General features: G+C 73.0%; 12 protein-coding genes. 7 read left to right on the plus strand and 5 right to left on the minus strand.

Annotated elements, in window-relative coordinates:
• Positions 1-112 precede the first annotated feature (112 nt).
• The 4 genes from meaB to Plo01_RS01410 all read right to left on the minus strand — a co-directional run bounded on the left by meaB (position 113) and on the right by Plo01_RS01410 (position 6,255).
• A complete protein-coding gene (gene meaB, locus Plo01_RS01395) occupies positions 113-1,144 on the minus strand; it encodes a methylmalonyl Co-A mutase-associated GTPase MeaB (RefSeq protein WP_203888585.1) in 1,032 nt (343 codons plus the stop codon).
• Between the two features lie 3 nt (positions 1,145-1,147).
• Positions 1,148-3,355, minus strand: a complete 2,208-nt coding sequence (gene scpA, locus Plo01_RS01400) for a methylmalonyl-CoA mutase (RefSeq protein WP_203888586.1) — start codon at positions 3,353-3,355, stop codon at positions 1,148-1,150.
• 133 nt (positions 3,356-3,488) lie between these two features.
• Positions 3,489-5,522 carry a methylmalonyl-CoA mutase family protein gene (locus Plo01_RS01405; protein WP_203888587.1) on the minus strand — a complete coding sequence of 678 codons (2,034 nt, stop codon included), beginning with the start codon at positions 5,520-5,522 and terminating at the stop codon, positions 3,489-3,491.
• A gap of 76 nt (positions 5,523-5,598) precedes the next feature.
• A complete protein-coding gene (locus Plo01_RS01410; RefSeq protein WP_203888588.1) occupies positions 5,599-6,255 on the minus strand; it encodes a TetR family transcriptional regulator in 657 nt (218 codons plus the stop codon).
• A gap of 359 nt (positions 6,256-6,614) precedes the next feature.
• On the opposite strand from Plo01_RS01410, the gene Plo01_RS01415 reads away from it, so the two are divergent.
• From Plo01_RS01415 to Plo01_RS01430, 4 genes are read left to right on the plus strand one after another with little or no spacing between them, the layout of a single operon-like run.
• Entirely contained in the window at positions 6,615-8,033 is a 1,419-nt protein-coding gene (locus Plo01_RS01415; protein WP_203888589.1) for an ABC transporter substrate-binding protein, read from the plus strand.
• Complete coding sequence (locus tag Plo01_RS01420; RefSeq protein WP_203888590.1) at positions 8,030-8,965, plus strand: ABC transporter permease; 936 nt, start codon at positions 8,030-8,032, stop codon at positions 8,963-8,965. The genes Plo01_RS01415 and Plo01_RS01420 overlap by 4 nt, the downstream gene beginning before the upstream one ends.
• Positions 8,958-10,988: a dipeptide/oligopeptide/nickel ABC transporter permease/ATP-binding protein gene (locus Plo01_RS39900; protein ID WP_239315737.1), complete on the plus strand. Its 2,031-nt coding sequence runs from the start codon at positions 8,958-8,960 to the stop codon at positions 10,986-10,988. Before Plo01_RS01420 ends, Plo01_RS39900 begins: the two co-directional genes overlap by 8 nt.
• On the plus strand, positions 10,978-12,090 hold the full coding sequence (locus tag Plo01_RS01430) for an ABC transporter ATP-binding protein (RefSeq protein WP_203888591.1): 1,113 nt from the start codon (positions 10,978-10,980) through the stop codon (positions 12,088-12,090). Before Plo01_RS39900 ends, Plo01_RS01430 begins: the two co-directional genes overlap by 11 nt.
• On the opposite strand, the gene Plo01_RS01435 is transcribed toward Plo01_RS01430, so the two are convergent.
• Positions 12,083-12,640, minus strand: a complete 558-nt coding sequence (locus Plo01_RS01435) for a peptidoglycan recognition protein family protein (protein WP_239315738.1) — start codon at positions 12,638-12,640, stop codon at positions 12,083-12,085. The two genes, Plo01_RS01430 and Plo01_RS01435, sit on opposite strands and share 8 nt — an antisense overlap.
• A gap of 416 nt (positions 12,641-13,056) precedes the next feature.
• Here Plo01_RS01435 and Plo01_RS01440 point away from each other — a divergent pair, with 416 nt between their 5' ends.
• The 3 genes from Plo01_RS01440 to Plo01_RS01450 all read left to right on the plus strand — a co-directional run bounded on the left by Plo01_RS01440 (position 13,057) and on the right by Plo01_RS01450 (position 18,028).
• Positions 13,057-14,691, plus strand: a complete 1,635-nt coding sequence (locus Plo01_RS01440; RefSeq protein WP_203888593.1) for a serine/threonine-protein kinase — start codon at positions 13,057-13,059, stop codon at positions 14,689-14,691.
• 116 nt (positions 14,692-14,807) lie between these two features.
• On the plus strand, positions 14,808-15,935 hold the full coding sequence (locus Plo01_RS01445; RefSeq protein WP_239315739.1) for a DUF5925 domain-containing protein: 1,128 nt from the start codon (positions 14,808-14,810) through the stop codon (positions 15,933-15,935).
• A gap of 122 nt (positions 15,936-16,057) precedes the next feature.
• Positions 16,058-18,028, plus strand: coding sequence for an FHA domain-containing protein (locus Plo01_RS01450; RefSeq protein ID WP_203888594.1), 1,971 nt, complete (start codon positions 16,058-16,060; stop codon positions 18,026-18,028).
• The last annotated feature ends 29 nt before the right edge of the window (positions 18,029-18,057 follow it).

Consider the following 18,057-nt stretch of genomic DNA (forward strand, 5'->3'; position numbering starts at 1 on the left):
GCGTCACATCACAGCATTCGCATTTCTCCGGACGAAGTATCACATGATCGGCCAGTAGTGATCAAGCTCGCATCGACCCCAAATAGTCGCAAATTCGGGTATCCGCTGCTGGTTACCGTCCGTTAACACGACCATCCCCGGCGCTCCGCCCGGACGCCGCCCCGCGCTCACCCTCCGTGAACGCCGCGAGGATGCGATCGGCGGCCAGCGCGGGGGTGAGCGTGCCGGCCAGGACCTCGCGCTCGGCCTCCGCGGTCACGGCCGCCACGCCCGGATGGTCGTGCAGCATCCGCAGGAGCCGGTCGACGACCATGGACCGGGTCCAGCCGACCTGCTGGCGCCGCCGCTTGTCGGCCAGCTCCCCGGAGGCGTCGAGGCCGTCGCGGTGCGCGACGGCCTGCTGCCAGAGCTCCTCGAGGCCGGTCCCCTCCCGCCCGCTGCAGGTCAGCACCGGCACGGCGCGCTCGGAGCGCCCGGAGCGCAGCAGCCGCAGCGCCCCCGCCAGCTCCCGGGCCGCACGGCGGGCGTCCGTCTCGTGCGGGCCGTCGGCCTTGTTGACCGCGATCACGTCGGCCAGCTCCAGCACGCCCTTCTTGATGCCCTGGAGCTGGTCGCCGGTCCTGGCGAGGGTCAGCAGCAGGAAGGTGTCCACCATGTCCGCGACGGCGGTCTCCGACTGCCCGACGCCCACGGTCTCCACGATCACCACGTCGTACCCGGCCGCCTCGACCACCACCATGGCCTCGCGGGTCGCCTTGGCGACCCCGCCCAGGGTCCCCGAGGTCGGCGAGGGCCGGATGAAGGCGTTGTCGTCGGTCGCCAGACGGGACATGCGGGTCTTGTCGCCCAGGACGCTGCCGCCCGTCCGGGTGGACGACGGGTCGACGGCCAGCACCGCGACCCGGTGGCCCCGCCCGGTCAGGTGGGTGCCGAGCGCGTCGATGAACGTCGACTTGCCGACCCCCGGCACGCCGGAGACGCCGAGCCGGCGGGCCCCGCCCGCCAGCGGCGTCAGCTCGACCAGCAGCCGCTGCGCCAGCTCGCGGTGGTCGGCCCTGGTCGACTCCACGAGGGTGACGGCCCGGCCGATCCAGCGCCTCGACCCGGACCGCACCCCCTGGACGTAGTCCTCAAGGGCGCTCAAGGCTCAGGACTCATGGCCGAGCCGGGCCGACAGGTCCGCCAGCAGGCCGAGGGCGGCCTCGGCGATCACGGTGCCCGGCGGGAAGACCGCGGAGGCCCCGGCCTCGCGCAGCGCCTCGACGTCGCCCGGCGGGATGACGCCGCCAACGACGATCATGATGTCGTCGGCGTCCAGCTCGGCCAGGGCCCGCTTCAGCGCGGGCACCAGCGTCAGGTGCCCCGCCGCCAGCGAGGAGACGCCGACCACGTGCACGTCGGCCTCGACCGCCTGGCGGGCGACCTCCTCCGGCGTCTGGAACAGCGGGCCGACGTCGACGTCGAAGCCGAGGTCGGCGAAGGCGGTGGCGATCACCTTCTGGCCCCGGTCGTGGCCGTCCTGGCCCATCTTCGCGACCAGGATGCGGGGGCGGCGGCCCTCGGCCCGCTCGAACGCGGCGCACGCCGTACGGACCTCGTCCACGCCGGATCCCACCTCCTCGCGGTACACCCCGGAGATCGTACGGATCTGCCCGGCGTGCCGCCCGAAGACCTTCTCCAGCGCGTCGGAGATCTCCCCGACCGTGGCCTTGGCCCGGGCGGCGTCCACCGCCAGCGCGAGCAGGTTCTGCTCCAGGCCGGGCGCGCGGGTGCCGTTCAGCGCGGCGTCGGCGGCCTTGGTGAGCGCTGCCAGGGCTTCGTCCACCGCGCGAGGGTCGCGCTCGGCGCGCAGCCGCCGCAGCTTCTCCAGCTGGCTGGCCCGCACCGCGGTGTTGTCGACCTTGAGCACCTCGATCGGCTCGTCGGCGTCCGGCCGGTACTTGTTGACGCCGATGACCGGCTGCCGCCCGGAGTCGATGCGCGCCTGGGTGCGGGCGGCGGCCTCCTCGATGCGGAGCTTGGGCAGCCCGGCGTCGATGGCCTTGGCCATGCCGCCGGCGGCCTCGACCTCCCGGATGTGCCCCCACGCCCGCTCCGCCAGCTCGTGGGTGAGCCGCTCCACGTAGTAGGAGCCGCCCCACGGGTCGATCACCCGGCAGGTGCCCGACTCCTGCTGGAGCATCAGCTGGGTGTTGCGGGCGATGCGCGCCGAGAAGTCGCCGGGCAGGGCCAGGGCCTCGTCCAGGGCGTTGGTGTGCAGCGACTGGGTGTGCCCCTGGGTGGCGGCCATCGCCTCGACGCAGGTCCGCACCACGTTGTTGAAGACGTCCTGCGCGGTCAGCGACCAGCCGGAGGTCTGCGAGTGGGTGCGCAGCGAGAGCGACTTGGGGTCCTTCGCGCCGAAGCCCGCCACCAGCCGGGACCAGAGCAGCCGGGCGGCCCGCAGCTTGGCGACCTCCATGAAGAAGTTCATGCCGATGCACCAGAAGAACGACAGGCGCGGCGCGAAGCGGTCGACGTCCAGCCCGGTCTCCACGCCCGCCCGCAGGTACTCCACGCCGTCGGCCAGGGTGTAGGCCAGCTCCAGGTCGCAGGTGGCCCCGGCCTCCTGGATGTGGTAGCCGGAGATCGAGATCGAGTTGAACTTCGGCATCCGCTCGCTGGTGTAGGCGAAGATGTCGGAGATGATCCGCATCGACGGCCCCGGCGGATAGATGTAGGTGTTGCGGACCATGAACTCCTTGAGGATGTCGTTCTGGATGGTCCCGGCCAGCTGCCCGGGCGCCACCCCCTGCTCCTCGGCGGCCACGATGTACAGCGCCAGGATCGGCAGCACCGCGCCGTTCATGGTCATCGACACGCTCATCCTGTCGAGGGGGATCCCGTCGAACAGCTGCCGCATGTCGTAGATCGAGTCGATGGCCACGCCCGCCATGCCGACGTCGCCGGCCACGCGCGGGTGGTCGGAGTCGTAGCCGCGGTGGGTGGCCAGGTCGAAGGCGACCGACAGGCCCTTCTGCCCGGCGGCCAGGTTGCGCCGGTAGAAGGCGTTGGACTCCTCGGCGGTGGAGAACCCGGCGTACTGCCGGATGGTCCAGGGCTGGTTGACGTACATCGTCGGGTACGGCCCGCGCACGTACGGCACCGCGCCCGGGTAGGTCGCCGGGAAGTCCAGCCCCTCGACGTCCGCGGCCGTGTAGAGCGGCTTGACGCCGATGCCCTCGGGCGTCTCCCACACCAGCTCGTCCGGGCCGTGACCGGTCTCCTCCCGGACCGCCCGCGCCCACCGCTCAAGGCCGTCCGGTACGGCCTCCGCCCGGCCGCCCAGCTCGATCCCCGAGAAATCCGGAATCATCGGGTCACCTCCCCGGTCCTGTCAGTCCTCGTGCTCGTCCCGCCGCCTCCCGGGCGACGCTCTCCCGCCCGGGGCGCCGCGGCGGCGCCGGGCCCGCGCCCGTCCGTCCCGGGCCCCGGCCCTCGGCAGGCTCTCACCGGGCCACCTCCAGGTCGTCGAAGGTCTCGCGGAGCACGGCCAGGGCGTCGCACCCGGCGTAGAGCGCGGCGTCCACTCCCGCGTAGGACCCCTTCCCCGCCAGCCAGACCTTTCGCGCGCCGGCCGCGCGCAGCGCCGCGGCCACGGCCTCGGCGTGCTCGCCGTACAGCCGGTCGCTGGAGCACAGGCAGGCGACCGGCGTGCCGCTCGCGGCGAAGGCGGCGGCGATCCGTCCCGGGTCGGTCTCCGGCCCGGACAGGACGGTGGCGACACCCCCGGCCTGGAACAGGTTGGCCGCGAACGAGGCGCGGGCCGTGTGCGCGGCCACCGGGCCGATCGTGGCCAGGAAGACGCTCGGGCGCTCGTCCCGGGCGTCGGCCAGGTCGCGCAGCGCCTCGAACTCCTGGGCGTAGGCGACCCGCGGCAACCCTCCTGCGGGGCGCTCCGCGCCGTCCGGGGACGGCCCCGACCCCGGCCCCGTCCCCGCGCCTGTCCCCGCGCCCGGCCTGGGCGCCCGCACCGGGAGCTTCTCGGTGAGGTTGGGGAACTCGCTGACGCCGGTGACGGGGTCGCGGCGGCGGGCGATGTTCGCCGCCCGGCGCTCCCGCGTGACCGCCAGGCGGTCCGCGACCAGCCCCGAATCCAGGGCCGCGGCCATGCCGCCCGCGCGCTCGATCTCCTGGAACCACTCCCACGCCCGGACCGCGAGGTCCTCGGTGAGCCGCTCGGCGTAGAAGGAGCCGCCCGCCGGGTCGGTCACCCGCGCCACGCCCGCCTCCTCCACCAGCAGCGACTGGGTGTTGCGCGCGATGCGCCGGGAGAAGGCGTCGGGCAGGCCGAGCCGGGCGTCGAACGGCTGGACGGTCACCGCGTCGGCGCCGCCGACCCCGGCGGCGAAGCAGGCCACGGTGGTGCGGAGCATGTTCACCCACGGGTCCCGGGCGGTCATCATGGCCGAGCTGGTCACGGCGTGCTGCACCTGGCGGCCGGGCGCCGCGCGCCGACCGGCCTCACCGGAACCGTCCTGAGCGGAGCCGTCCTGAGCGGAGCCGTCCTGAGCGGAGCCTGAGCCGGCGGCCCCGCTGACGCCGCACGCCTCGGCGACCCGCGCCCAGAGCCTGCGCGCCGCGCGGAGCTTGGCGATGGTGAGGAACTGGTCGGCGGTGGCGGCGTAGCGGAACTCCAGCTGCCCGAACGCCTGCTCCAGGGTGAGCCCGCCGTCCGTCAGCGCCCGCAGGTAGGCGACGCCGGTCGCGATCGAGCAGCCCAGCTCCTCGGCGTCGCTCCCGCCCGCGTCGTGGTACGGCGTCGCGTCCACGACCATCGCCCGGAGCCCGGGGAACTCCGCCACGCACCGGCGGGCCAGATCCACCGCGACCGCGAGCCCGCCGTCCCGGTGACCGCCCTCGGCCCCGGCCTCGGTTCCGTCCCCACCCCGCGGAGCGGAAGCCGCGGCGGAAGTGCCGGTGCGGGCGTGGTGGGCGAGGGGGTCGGCGCCGAGGGTGCCGGTGAGGGCGGCGGACGCCGCCTCCGCGGACCCCGCCTTCCGGGCCGCGAGGGCGAACAGGGACTCGGCGGCCTCGCGGGTCCGCTCACCCGCCTCCAGTGTGACCGAGACGAGCTCCAGGTGGACCCGGTCGAGGGCGCGCGGCAGATCCTCCGGCGCCAGGGCGAGCCAGAGCGAGGTGACGCCGTTCTCCAGGTCGGCCAGGACGGCCTCGGGGTCGGCCGTCTCGTGGCGCTGCCGTACGTCCCAGCTCCCGGACACCGGGCGGGATCCGCGCGTGTAGGGAGCGGCGCCCGGCAGGCCCGGGTCGCCCGGGAGATCGGAGGGGTCGTAGAGCGGCGCGACGGTCACGCCGTCGTAGGTGGTCGCGGCCAGCGCCTCCTCGGGCGAGCCGGCCTCCACCCCGGACTTGCGCAGGACCCCGAGCGCCAGCTCCCGCCACCGCTCACGGGTGATCGGCGGGAACGACGGGGCCGGCGGGGTCGCTGCGGCCGGGCGGAGTTCCTCAGGCGGCACGGTCATGAACCGGATAGTAGGCGCACCGCCTGTAGAACATTCCTCCGGGGTCCCACGGAGTGGACACCGCGCGCCGGTCGTCTCACCCCTGCGGGTGGTCCGCCCCGTCCCGGCCGGCGGGCGCGCGGAGCGCCCGCAGGCATCCCTTCGAGAAGGCGACGAGGACGTCCACCACCTCCTCCAGGTCCGGGTAGCGCCCCTCCAGATGGCCGACGGCCATCGTGTTGGTCAGCGAGTTGATCCCGTCGGCGACCATCTCCAGGCGGCGGCGGTCGTGCTCGCTCTCGGTGGGGAAGCCCATGGCCGCCAGGTCGGCGGCCAGGTGCGCCCGGTAGGCGGCCGCGGTCTGGATCGCGAACTCCTGAAGCGGGGAGCAGGGGTCGTGCCGGGCGCGCATGCCGATGCGGAACAGCTCCGGATGGCGGCAGATGGCCTCCAGCGGGATGCGGAAGGCGTCGCGGTGGCCCCGCGCGTCTCCGGCCACGTGAGCCTTCAGCCTGGCCTCCCGCATCGTGGCCCGGAGCCGCTCGCCCGCCTGGTCGCCGAGCGCCCGCAGCAGCTCGTGCCGGTCCTTGAAGTGCACATAGAAGCTCGACTGAGCGATTCCGGCCGCCTTGGCGACCTTGACCGTGGTCAGTCCGGCCTCGCCCTCCTCGTCGAGGATGGCGAACGCGGCCCGGATCAGACGCCGCCTGGTCAGCTCCTTGGCCTCGCTGCGGCTCAGTGAAGTGCCGGCCATCGTCCCTCCTCGGTCCCCGACAACCCTACGTGGCACGCGGCTCCCGAAAGCGGTGCGAACAACGGCTTCAGAGGCCTTGTGAGATTTTTCACCGATAGTACTATCGGTGAAATTGCTCTCGGGGGGCTTACCGGGAGGAGGCGCGCATGCGGCGCTCCATGATTTCCATCGTTTCTGTCCTATGCCTTGCCTTGGCCGCCTGCAGCGGCCCCCGCCCCACCGAGGGCGGACCACCACAGGGCGCGGGGGCGTCCCCCGCGGGGTCACCCGTCTCGGGCGGGCGGCTTGTCTACGCGCTCAGCGCCGACGCCGCGGGCTTCAATCCCGTCACCGACCAGTTCGCGTCCCAGAGTTACAGCATGACCGGGACGATCATCGAAGCCCTCGTGGGGGTGGACGCCGAGGGCAACTGGAAACCCATGCTGGCCGAGTCCCTGACGCCCAACACCGACGCCAACGAGTGGACCGTCAAGGTGCGCCCCGGGATCGCCTTCTCGAACGGGGAGCAGCTGAACGCGGAGGTCGTCAAGGCCAACCTCGACGCCCAGAAGGCCTCTCCGCTCAACACGGCGGTGTTCGCACCGGTGAAATCCGCCGAGGTCGTGGACCCGATGACGGTGAAGGTCACGCTGAACAACCCCTGGGTGGCCTTCCCCTACTACCTGGCCGCGCAGATCGGCATGATCGTCCCCAAGTCCTCGCTCGCCGACCCCAAGGCCGCCAGCCGCACACCGGTCGGGACCGGGCCGTTCGTGTTCAAGGAGTACGTGCCCGGCAGCCGCTTCGTGGTGACGAAGAACCCGAACTACTGGCGCAAGGGCTTCCCGTACCTCGACGAGATCGAGTTCCGGATCCTGCCCGACAGCCAGACCCGGGCGCAGACCCTGGAGGCCGGCGGCGTCGACGCGATCGGCACCACCCGGGACGAGGACATCGTCAAGTTCGGCGGGCTCAAGGACGCCTACACCGTCAGCCGGGCCGCCGGGATGGCGGTGCCGGAGTACATGTTCATGCTCAACACCGCCGTGGCGCCCCTGGACGACCTGCGGATCCGCCGGGCGCTCGCGCACGCCACCGACCGCAAGACGGTCATCTCCACGCTCCGCGGCGGGCTCACCCAGGAGGCCGACAGCCCCTGGTCGAAGGAGTCCAAGTGGTACGCCCAGGGCGGCGACTACCCCGCCTACGACCCGGCCAAGGCCACCGAGCTGATCAAGCAGGTCGAGGCCGAGAAGGGACCGGTCAAGTTCGAGATCGTCTCGCCGCCCGACCCCAACACCATGCAGGGCATCGAACTCGCCCAGGACATGTGGCGCAAGATCGGCGTGGAGACGACGATCAGGCAGGTCGACCAGGCCGACCTGATCAACCGGGCGGTGACGGGTGACTACCAGGCCACCGTCTGGGTGCAGTTCTCCTCCCCCGACCCCGACGGCGAGTACATCTGGATGCACCAGAACTACGCCCAGCCGGTCGGCGCCGTCTCCCTCAACTTCACCCGGATCAAGGACGCCGAGCTCAGCAACGCCCTCGACACCGGCCGGAGCAACCCCCAGGAGGACGTCCGGAAGAAGGCCTACGCCACCGTGCAGCAGCGGCTGCGCGCGCTCGTCCCGTACGTCTTCATCGACCACCTCAACACCGGGGCGGTGGTCGCCAAGACGAAGGTCAAGGGCATCGGGCAGCACGTCCTGCCCGACGGCTCCAAGGGGATGCCGCTGACCGGGTCGCCGATCCCGTACCACCCGTTCTCCCAGCTCTGGCTCGACCAGCCGTGATAGCCCTGCGGCTGGTCCGCCTCCTGGTGGTGCTGCTCGTGGTCACCTTCCTCTCCTTCCTCCTGCTCAGCCTGCTGCCGGGTGACCCCACCACGCAGATCCTGGGCCTGTCGGCGAGCGAGGAGGCCCGCGAGCAGCTCCGCCGCGAGCTCAACCTGGACGACCCCCTGTTCACCCGCTACCTGTCCTGGCTCGGCGGCCTGGCCACCGGCGACCTGGGCGCCTCCTACACCACGAGCGTGCCCGTCACCGAGGCCCTGGCCGAGCGGCTCCCGGTCACGCTGGAGCTGCTGATCGCGGCGCAGCTGGTCGCGCTCGGCCTGGCCGTGCCGATCGGCGTCGCGGCGGCCCGCCGGGCCGGCCGGCCCCTGGACCAGGCGCTGACCGCGCTCAGCTTCGGGCTGCTGTCCACCCCGGTGTTCGTGCTCGGCGTGCTGCTGATCCTGGTGTTCGCCGTGAAGCTGCAGGTGCTGCCCGCCACCGGCTGGACCTCGATCTCGGTGGACCTCGGCTGGAACCTGACGTCGGTGCTGCTGCCCGCGATCACCCTCGGCTGCGCGCAGACGGCCGTCTACGCGCGGCTGCTGCGCACGGACCTGATCGCCACCCTGCAGGAGGACTACATCACGCTGGCCCGCGCCCGGGGCCTGTCCCCCCGCCGCATCCTGTGGCGGCACGCGCTGCGCCCCTCCGCCATCTCGCTGATCACCGCCATCGGCCTCAACCTCGGAGCGCTGATCGGCGGAGCGGTGATCATCGAGACGCTCTTCGGGCTGCCCGGCGTGGGCCGGCTCATCGTGGAATCCATCTTCGCCCGTGACTATCTGACAGTGCAGGGAGGCGTGGTGCTGATCTCGGTCGGCTACGTGCTCGTCAACTTCGCGGTGGATCTCGTCTACGTCGCCGTCGATCCCAGGATCCGGCGTGCGTAGGCGGCTGGGCTGGAGTTTCTGGCTCGCGCTGGGCTGGATCACGCTGATCCTCGCCGCGGCGGCCACGGCCGACCTGCTCCCGCTGCCCCGCTACGACGAGACGCTGGTCGGGCCGCCCCAGGCCGGCCCCGGCCCGGACCACCCGTTCGGCACCGACGGCCTCGGCCGGGACGTGCTGAGCCGGGTCGTGTACGGCGCCCGGGTCTCCCTCATCGTCGGCATCGGGGCGGTCCTGCTCGGCGTGCTGTTCGGCGCGCCCCTGGGCGTCCTGGCCGGCTACCGGCGGCGCGCCACCGACGCGGTCATCATGGGGGTCAACGACATCGCGCTCGCCTTCCCCGCGCTGGTGTTCGCGCTGGCCGTGGTGGCGTTCGCGGGGGCGAGCCTGCTCAACGTGCTCATCGTGCTGGGCGTGCTCGGCGTCCCCGCCTGGGTCCGGCTGGTGCGCGGCGCGACCATGGTCTTCTCCGAGCGGGAGTTCGTCGCCGCCGCGAGGGTGCTCGGCGCCCGGGACCGGACCGTCCTGTGGCGCGAGGTCGTGCCCAACGTGTCGCTGCCGGTGCTCTCCTACGCCTTCATCGGCATGGCGGTGGCCATCGTGGCCGAGGGCAGCCTGGCCTTCCTCGGCCTGTCGGTCCAGGCCCCCACCCCCACCTGGGGCGGGCTGATCAACGAGGGCCGGCCCCTGATGGAGGACGCGCCGCACGTCGTCCTCATCCCCTCCTTCGTCATGTTCCTGACCGTGCTGGCCTTCAACCTGATCGGCGACCGGCTGCGGGCGCTGACCGACGTGCGGCAGAGCAACCTGGAGCCGGTACGGCGCCGCCAGGCCGACCGGCTGCCCGCCCGGCCGCACCACGTGGAGGAGGACGTCCTCCTCCAGGTCGCCGACCTGCGCACCCACTTCACCACCGCCCGCGGCGCCGTGCGGGCCGTGGACGGCGTCTCCTTCACCCTGCAGCGCGGCCGGACCCTGGCGATCGTGGGCGAGTCCGGGTCGGGCAAGTCCATGCTGATCCGCTCCGTCCTCGGTCTGACCCCGGAGGCCGGGACGCGGCGCGGCGGGCGGGTGTACCTGGACGGGCAGGACCTGACCGAGCTCGACGACGAGCAGATGCGGCACATCCTCGGGACCCGTATGGCCGCCGTCTTCCAGGATCCGATGACGGCCCTCAACCCGGTCCGGACGATCGGCACCCAGGTCATGGAGCCGCTCATGGTCCACCTGGGCATGAAGCGCAAGGCCGCCCGGGCCCGGGCCGCGGAGCTGCTGGCCTCGGTCGGCATCCCCGAGCCCGCGCGGATCCTGCGCCGCTACCCCCACCAGCTCTCCGGCGGCATGCGGCAGCGGGTGACGATCGCGATGGCCCTGTCGTGCGGCCCGGACATCCTGTTCGCCGACGAGCCGACCACCGCGCTCGACGTCACCGTCCAGGACCAGGTGCTCCGGCTGATCCGGCGGCAGCGCGAGGAGCGCCACATGGCCGTGGTCCTGGTCAGCCACGACCTGTCGGTGGTGGCCGAGTGGTCCGACGAGGTCATCGTGATGTACGCCGGCAAGGTCGTCGAGCGGGGCCCGGCCGACTCGCTGTTCGAGCGGACCCGCATGCCGTACACCGAGGCCCTGCTGCGGGCGGTGCCCAAGCTGACCGATCCCGCCCACCACCCGCTCCGCCTGCTGCCCGGCCGCCCGCCGGACCTGGCGCACCCGCCGTCGGGCTGCGCCTTCCACCCCCGCTGCCCCTACGCCAGGGAACGGTGCTCGCAGGAGGAGCCGCCCCTGTTCCAGGCGGAGACCCTCGACCACCTCTACGCCTGCTGGTACCCCGTGGGAACCGGGGCCGGGGTCGTCGAGACGTCGCCCGAGCTGTCCGGAGCCTCCGGGACGGCCGAGGCGCTCAAGGCCGCCGAGGAGGCCGCGGAGCTCGAGGAGGCGGCGGAGGCCGCGGAGGTCGTGGCGGAGGCCGCGGCGGAACTGGAGACGACCGACGTGATCGAAGGAGCCGACAGCCGTGGCCGGTAGCGGGAACGCCCACCTCCGTCCCCCCGGGGAGGTGGTGCTCCGGGTGGAGGACCTGGTCGTGGAGTTCCCCGCCGGGCGGGGACGCAGCGTGCACGCGGTGTCCGGGGTGAGCTTCGATGTGGCCCGCGGGGAGACCCTCGGCATCGTCGGCGAGTCCGGCTGCGGCAAGTCCACGACGGCGCGGGCGCTGATGCAGATGCCCCCGCCGCTGCGCGGCTCGGTCCGGCTGGACGGCCTGGAGCTGACCGCCCTGCGCGGGGAGGCGCTGCGCAGGACCCGCAGACGGCTGCAGATGATCTTCCAGGACCCGATCTCGTCGCTCAACCCCCGGCGGCGGGTGCGCGACATCGTCGCCGAGGGGCCGCGCGTCTGGGGCGCGGGCGCGGACCGGGTGGACGAGATGCTCACGGCCGTCGGGCTCGACCCCGCCACGGCCGCCACCCGGCGCCCGCACGAGTTCTCCGGCGGGCAGTGCCAGCGCGTCTCCATCGCCCGGGCGCTGGTGCTCGACCCCGAGATCGTCATCTGCGACGAGCCGGTCTCCGCGCTGGACGTCTCGGTGCAGGCCCAGATCCTCGCCCTGCTGGAGGAGCTCAAGGAGCGCTACCGGCTGACGCTGGTCTTCATCGCCCACGACCTGGCCGTGGTCAAGAACGTCAGCGACCGCATCCTGGTGATGTATCTCGGCAAGGTGTGCGAGCTCGCCTCCGGCGACGCCCTGGTCGAGCGGCCTGCGCACCCCTACACCCGGGCGCTGCTGGCCTCGATCCCGCGCGGCGGGCTCGGCCTGCCCCCGGCCGACCAGTTGATCAGCGGCGAGCCGCCGTCCCCGGTGACGCCGCCCAGCGGGTGCCGCTTCCGCACCCGCTGCCCGGCGGCCACGCCGCTGTGCGCGGCCGAGGAGCCGGTGATGCGCCGGATCGGCACGGATCACTGGGTGGCCTGCCATCATCCGCAGGAGACCGGGGAGATCCTGAAGCCCGTGGAGGCCCCGCAGGTCGCGCGGGCCCCGGAGGCCGCGTTCCCGCAGCCGGCGGAGGAGGCGGAGGACGCACGGGTCCCGAAGTCCCCGAAGGTCCCGAAGGTCCCGAAGGTCAGGTGATCGGCGCCTCCCAGGTCGCGTTCCAGGTGGCGCGGTTGACCGCGCCGGTGACCGCCAGGCCCTTCTCCTCCTGGAACGCGCGACAGGCGGCCCGGGAGGCCTCGCCGTAGAGGCCGTCGACGTCGAGGTCCCAGCCGCGCCTGCGCATCTGGCGCTGCCAGGTCCGGACGTCCTCGCCGACCATGACCGGCGGGTATTTGAGCGTGCGGCCGGGGAAGGAGGGGTGCGGCTCGGGCGGCGGCTCGGGGTCCCCGCCGCCGGGGCGGGGGGCGCCGCGCCGTACCCACCGGTAGAGGGGGTCGCCCGGGCAGGAGGTCGAGTAACCGTCGCGGTGGCCCTTGATCTCGCGGCCCGCGCCGCCCCGGTCGCGGAGGTGGTCGACGGCGTCGAGAATGGCGTGCAGCATCGCGTCGTTCGGCTGGACCAGGCCGGACGAGCCGACCAGGCCGAGGACCGCGTAGTGCGCGCTGTTGAGACCGGCACCGTTCGCGGCCGGGAGCCGCTTGGGTCCGCGTCCTTCAAATACCTTTTTATGCGGACACGCGATCATGGAATAGCCGATATCTATCCATCCGTTCCCGTCCATGTGGTGGATTTGGATGGATTTCACCAAATTTACGCACCTAGCGTGATCGTCAAGAATTCTGGGATCGACCCGACCGCCCGTGTAGTGAATTTTCACACCTCTGGTCGAGGTGAGGGAGCTGTAGGAACCACGCGGGGAGCGGGCCCCCCATTCACGGCGGGACACGAGGTCGATGGCCACAGAAATCTCCAGGGGGTTGAGCAATGGTGCCTAATCGGAGCGTAATAGGTGACGCGCGGCACGCCGGGAGGTTTACCGATTGATCTACCTTGGACATCGGTATGACGCGGCTCAGGAAAACGGATCAGGCTCCGCCGTCCATCGCAAATGCCGGAACCCGCCCTATGCCCGTACCGTTCGGTATCGCTAGCCTTGCCACCGTGACGGCGACTCCTCTCGTGCCCGGCGACCCCGTACGGCTCGGCGCGTTCCAGCTGGTCGGCCGGCTCGGCGAAGGCGGTCAGGGCGTCGTCTACCTCGGGCGCGCGCCCGACGGCGAACCGGTCGCGGTCAAACTGCTGTACCGCGCGGACCAGGAGTCCCGCAGGCGGCTCGCCCGGGAGCTGGCGGCGATGGAGAGCGTCGCCGCGTTCTGCACGGCGCGCGTGCTGACCGCCTCGGTGGACGGGCCGCGGCCCTACGTGGTCAGCGAGTTCGTCGACGGCCCCTCCCTCGACCAGCGCGTCAAGCAGGGCGGCCCGCTGCGCGGCGGCGAGCTGGAACGCCTGGTCGTCGGCACGGCCACCGCCCTGGCCGCGATCCACGCCGCCGGGGTGGTCCACCGCGACTTCAAGCCCGCCAACGTGCTGCTCGGCCCGGACGGCCCCCGGGTGGTGGACTTCGGCATCGCCCGGGACGAGAGCGCGGCCACCCACACCTCCGGGCTGGTCGGCACCCCGGCCTACCTGTCCCCCGAGCAGATCTCCGGCTCCCCGGCGTCCCCCGCCTCCGACGTGTTCGCCTGGGCGGCGACCATGGTCTGCGCGGCGAGCGGGCGCGCCCCGTTCGGGGCCGACACCGTGCCCGCCGTGCTGCACCGCGTCCTCACCCTCCACCCGGACCTGTCGGCGCTGCCCGCCCGCTACGGCGCGCTCATCGCCTCCTGCCTCGACAAGGACCCCGCCCGCCGCCCCACCGCCCGCGACCTGATGATCGGCCTGGTGGACCCGGGCACGCGCACCCCGCCCTCCACCGAGGACCTGGTACGGCTCGGCAGCGCGATCGCCTCCCCGGCCGGCCCGCCGGACGGCGGCGCCTTCCCCTCCGGCCGGCCGGACGGCGCCGGCGCCCCGGGGGACACGGGCTCGCCCCGCGATCCGGCTCCCACCGGCTTCCCCCGCTCCGGCCCCGGTCCCGGCGTCCCCGCCACCCCGGAGCGGACCGGCCCCGGCCGGTCCGCCCTCACCACGCAGACGGGGCGGACCCGCTCCCGGGGGCTGGTGGCGGCCTCGGTCCTGGTGGTGGTGGCCGTGCTGGCCACCGCCGGGATCGTCGCGTGGATCGCCCTCGGCGACCGCCTCGACGGCCCCGGCGCCGCCACGTCCACCCCGACGTCCGCGACCGGCTCCCCGCCGGCCGAGAGCACCGCCTCCGGCCCGGACGGAACCGCCTCCGCGGAGCCCTCGGCAGCGGAACCCTCCGCGAGCGCCTCCTCCCCGCCGGCCGGAGACGGGCTGGAGATCCCGGCCGCCTTCGCGGGCACGTGGTCCGGGCACATCAAGCCCAGCATCCCGATCGGGCTGAAGGAGCACGACGTGACGATCAGCCTGGAGGCCGGCGCGAGTTCCGGGAAGTGGACCGAGCCGACCTCAGGCTGCGCCGGAACGCTCAATCTCACCAAGGTCACCGGCTCCACGCTCAGCTTCGATCTGAAACAGGACGATCCCGCCGCGTGCGTGGAGGGTCCGCTGGACCTCACCCAGAAGGGCACGGACGAGCGGACCCTCGCCTACCGCTGGGTCGACGGCCTCGGCCTGGGCACCACCTACACGGGCGACCTGACCAAGAGTTCCTGACCGAGGATTCCCGGCCGCGGGTCCCCGGCCACGGGTTACCGACCAAGAGTTCCCGGCCGCGGCACGGGCCGGGAAAACCCTTCGACCTCCGCGGCCGTGGCCGGGATCATGGCGTCATGTCCGTGTTGAAGGAGGTACGTTTCGCGCCGGAGCAGCACCCGGCGGAGCTGCCGATGAACATCTGGCTCGACGACGCCGACAGCCCCGCCGACGTCATCGACGCCCTCGCGCTGTCCCCGTTCGCCACCGGCTCCCAGCCCTGGGCCCGTACGGCGAACCTGGAGCGGGTCCGCTCCGACGCCCCGCTCATGCCCGCCGGCGGGACGCTCGTCCGGGCGGCCCGCGACGACGACGGCCGGGAGTCGCAGCTGGTGACCGGGGAGGGCTGGACGCTGCGCGTGATCCGGTACCGGAACCGGTCCGCCACCCTCAGCGTGACCGCGGTCAGCGAGGATCTCGCCCGGACGGTGATCGCCGAGATCTCCGAGGGGGCGACGGAGCCCGCCCCGGAGAGCGACCACGTCGAGATGGGCTTCTGGTGGCACAACGGCCACGGCAGCCGCCGCTCCGGCAAGCCGATCACCGCCTCCCCGTGGGCGGAGGTGCGCGGCAACTACGCCAGGTCCCTGCACACCCCGCTCTCCCGGCTGATGGCCCTCACCCCGGACGACATCCACGGCCGTCTGCTCCTGCTGCACGGTCCGCCCGGCACCGGCAAGACCACGCTGCTGCGCACCCTCGCCCGCCAGTGGCGGTCGTGGTGCCAGGTGGACTGCGTGCTCGACCCGGAGCGGCTGTTCGGCTCCCCCGGCTACCTGATGGAGGTGGCCGTCGGCGCCGACTCCCACCACGACGGCGAGGACGGCGAGGACGGCAAGAAGTGGCGCCTGCTGGTGCTGGAGGACTGCGACGAGCTGATCAGGGGCGGCGCCAAGGAGGCGGCGGGCCAGGGGCTGTCCCGCCTGCTCAACCTGACCGACGGCCTCCTCGGCCAGGGCCGCGACGTCCTGGTGGCCGTCACCACGAACGAGGATCTGGCCCGCCTCCACCCGGCGGTGGTCCGTCCGGGCCGCTGCCTGGCCCAGGTCGAGGTGGGCGCCCTCCCGTACGACGAGGCGGCCGCCTGGCTCGGCGCCGCCGAGGGCCTCTCCCCCTCGGGAGCCACCCTCGCCGAGCTGTTCGCCCTCCGCGACGGCGTGACCGCCCAGACCCCCGCCCCCGACACCACCGGCCTCTACCTCTAGGACCTGCCCGGGCGCCTCCGGGGCCGCCCGGGCGCCTCCGGACGGGCGAGTCCTGAGCCGGCTGGAGCCGTGTGCGTATTTTTCAGCGGTACGGCCGGGCACGCTCGCTCACGATGGGACCCATGCCTCCTGTCATCGTCGGAGACGACGGCCCGCTCTCCGGTCAACGCTTCACGCTCGGCGGCACGCCCACCACCTTCGGCCGCGGGCCCGCCTCCAGCGTGGTGATCGCCAGCAGACGCGCTTCACGCTGCCACGCGGAAGTGCGGCACGAGGGCGGGCGCTACGTCCTGCACGACCTGGGCAGCCGGAACGGAACCCTGGTCAACGGCGTGCGCGTGACATCGCACGTGCTCCAGCCGGGCGACCTGATCATGATCGGCGAAGAGCGCTTCCGCTTCCTGGCAGCCGACGAGGCCGTCGACGGAGCCGTCGACGGGGCAGCCGACGGGGCCGCCACGCTCCTCGACCCATCGCTTCCGGTCCTGAGGGTGTCGATCTCGGGCGGCGGTCCCGTCGGACTGAGCCTCGCGCTCCTCCTGGAGGACCTCATGGGCCCGCGGGTCGCCGTCACCGTCTACGACGGGCGCTGGACGGAGAAGGACTCGCGGATCGTGTGGAAGGGGCAGGCCGAGGGCAACGTCCGCCGCCAGCAGGTCGTCACGGTCCAGAGCCGCCAGTACCTGAATCTCCCCGGACCGGTGCAGGAGCGGCTGTTCACCCCCGGGGCGTACTCCGAGATGTGGCCCGCCGGCCCCGACTCCATCCGCGGCCACGCGCCGCGCAACCTCCGCATCGCCGCCATCGAGGACAGGCTGCTGGAGCTGGCCGGCGACAAGCCCGGTCGCATCCGGCTCGTCCCCGCCCGCTTCTCGCCCGAGGAGCACGGCGAGAGCGTGAAACAGGAGCACGTGCTGGCCATTTGCGAGGGTGGGCGGTCGCGCACGCGGGAGCACTTCGCCGGCAAGTTCGGCGCCGCGGACAGCTCCATCTACTCCCTGGACGGCCGGCACCTGCAGGACGTCGTGCTGGGATTGCGGGTGCGGTCCGGCCTGCCCGACGCCATGAGCGTCCTGCTGACCGTGGCCCAGAACCGCTTCCTGCTGAACGCCCTGGACGGCGAGGGCTTCCTCAACATGCGTCTCACCGACGAGGAGGCCATGGAGGTCATCGGGATCGATCCCGTCCGTCACGTCTTCGAGCAGTGCGTCGCCGCCAGCCCCTGCATGATGGGACGCAACGACCACGGCGAGTTCCGCTGCTCCACCCACGGCACGCTGTTCCTGCCCGCTCTGCTCAAGGGCTCCGCCCTGTGGCGGCGGGTCAAGGAGGGACTGGTCATGTTCGGCGTGCGGGAGAGCGACCTGAGCGCCGTCACCGCTTTCCGGCTCGACATGGTGCAGCGGCCGCGGTTCACCGCGCGCCTGCACGCGCCGACCGCGTCCACGCCGGGCACGTACGGCTTCCTGCTCGGCGACGCGGCCAACGCCATCCACTTCTGGCCGGGCCGTGGCCTCAACAGCGGGCTGGCCTCGGCCATCTCGCTGGCCCGCTCGCTCAGCCAGGCCTGGCGCGGGCACCCCTTGCGCGACGCGGACTTCATCCGGCACGAGGCGGCCATGGCGATGCTCCAGTACCGGCACAAGAGCCGCGCCTGGCAGGCGATGGTCACCACCGATGAGCACGGCGTCACCCGGGCCATCAAGGACGACATCGCCACGGCCCTCGCGGGCGGGGGCGAGGACGCGCAGGCGACGCGGGAGGCCGACGTCGAAGTGCTCATGGAGCGGCTGCGGCGTATCCGGACCCGCCTGACCCGGCGCGTCACCGGCCTGCCCGACGACGCCTCCCTCCGCGCCCACCTCGGCGAACTGTCCGCTGAGACCCTGCGCACCCTGGTCGTCAGCGGCGCGTGGGACACCCTGGTCATGGGCGGCGAAGAGGTCGACATCGACATCTTCTACCGCCAGGAGCCCGCGGGCGCCGGCCGCGGGGAACCGCCGTGGGCGCCGCGGCTGGCTCGCGAGCGTGATGAGCACACGAAGGTGATGGCCAGGGGAACCGTCAGGGCGCTCGCACGGGCTCAGCGCTAGGGTCACGCCTCGCCGTACCCGCTCCCAGG

The sequence above is a fragment of the Planobispora longispora genome, from assembly GCF_016863135.1.
Taxonomy (GTDB): Bacteria; Actinomycetota; Actinomycetes; order Streptosporangiales; family Streptosporangiaceae; genus Planobispora; species Planobispora longispora.

Coding starts and splice junctions, on each gene's coding strand:
- Plo01_RS01445 (WP_239315739.1), top strand. CDS start 14,808: ATGTCCGTGTTGAAGGAGGTACGTTTCGCGCCGGAGCAGCACCCGGCG.
- Plo01_RS01415 (WP_203888589.1), top strand. CDS start 6,615: ATGACCGGGACGATCATCGAAGCCCTCGTGGGGGTGGACGCCGAGGGC.
- scpA (WP_203888586.1), bottom strand. CDS start 3,355: ATGATTCCGGATTTCTCGGGGATCGAGCTGGGCGGCCGGGCGGAGGCC.
- Plo01_RS01410 (WP_203888588.1), bottom strand. CDS start 6,255: ATGGCCGGCACTTCACTGAGCCGCAGCGAGGCCAAGGAGCTGACCAGG.
- Plo01_RS01435 (WP_239315738.1), bottom strand. CDS start 12,640: ATGATCGCGTGTCCGCATAAAAAGGTATTTGAAGGACGCGGACCCAAG.
- Plo01_RS01450 (WP_203888594.1), top strand. CDS start 16,058: ATGCCTCCTGTCATCGTCGGAGACGACGGCCCGCTCTCCGGTCAACGC.
- Plo01_RS01405 (WP_203888587.1), bottom strand. CDS start 5,522: ATGACCGTGCCGCCTGAGGAACTCCGCCCGGCCGCAGCGACCCCGCCG.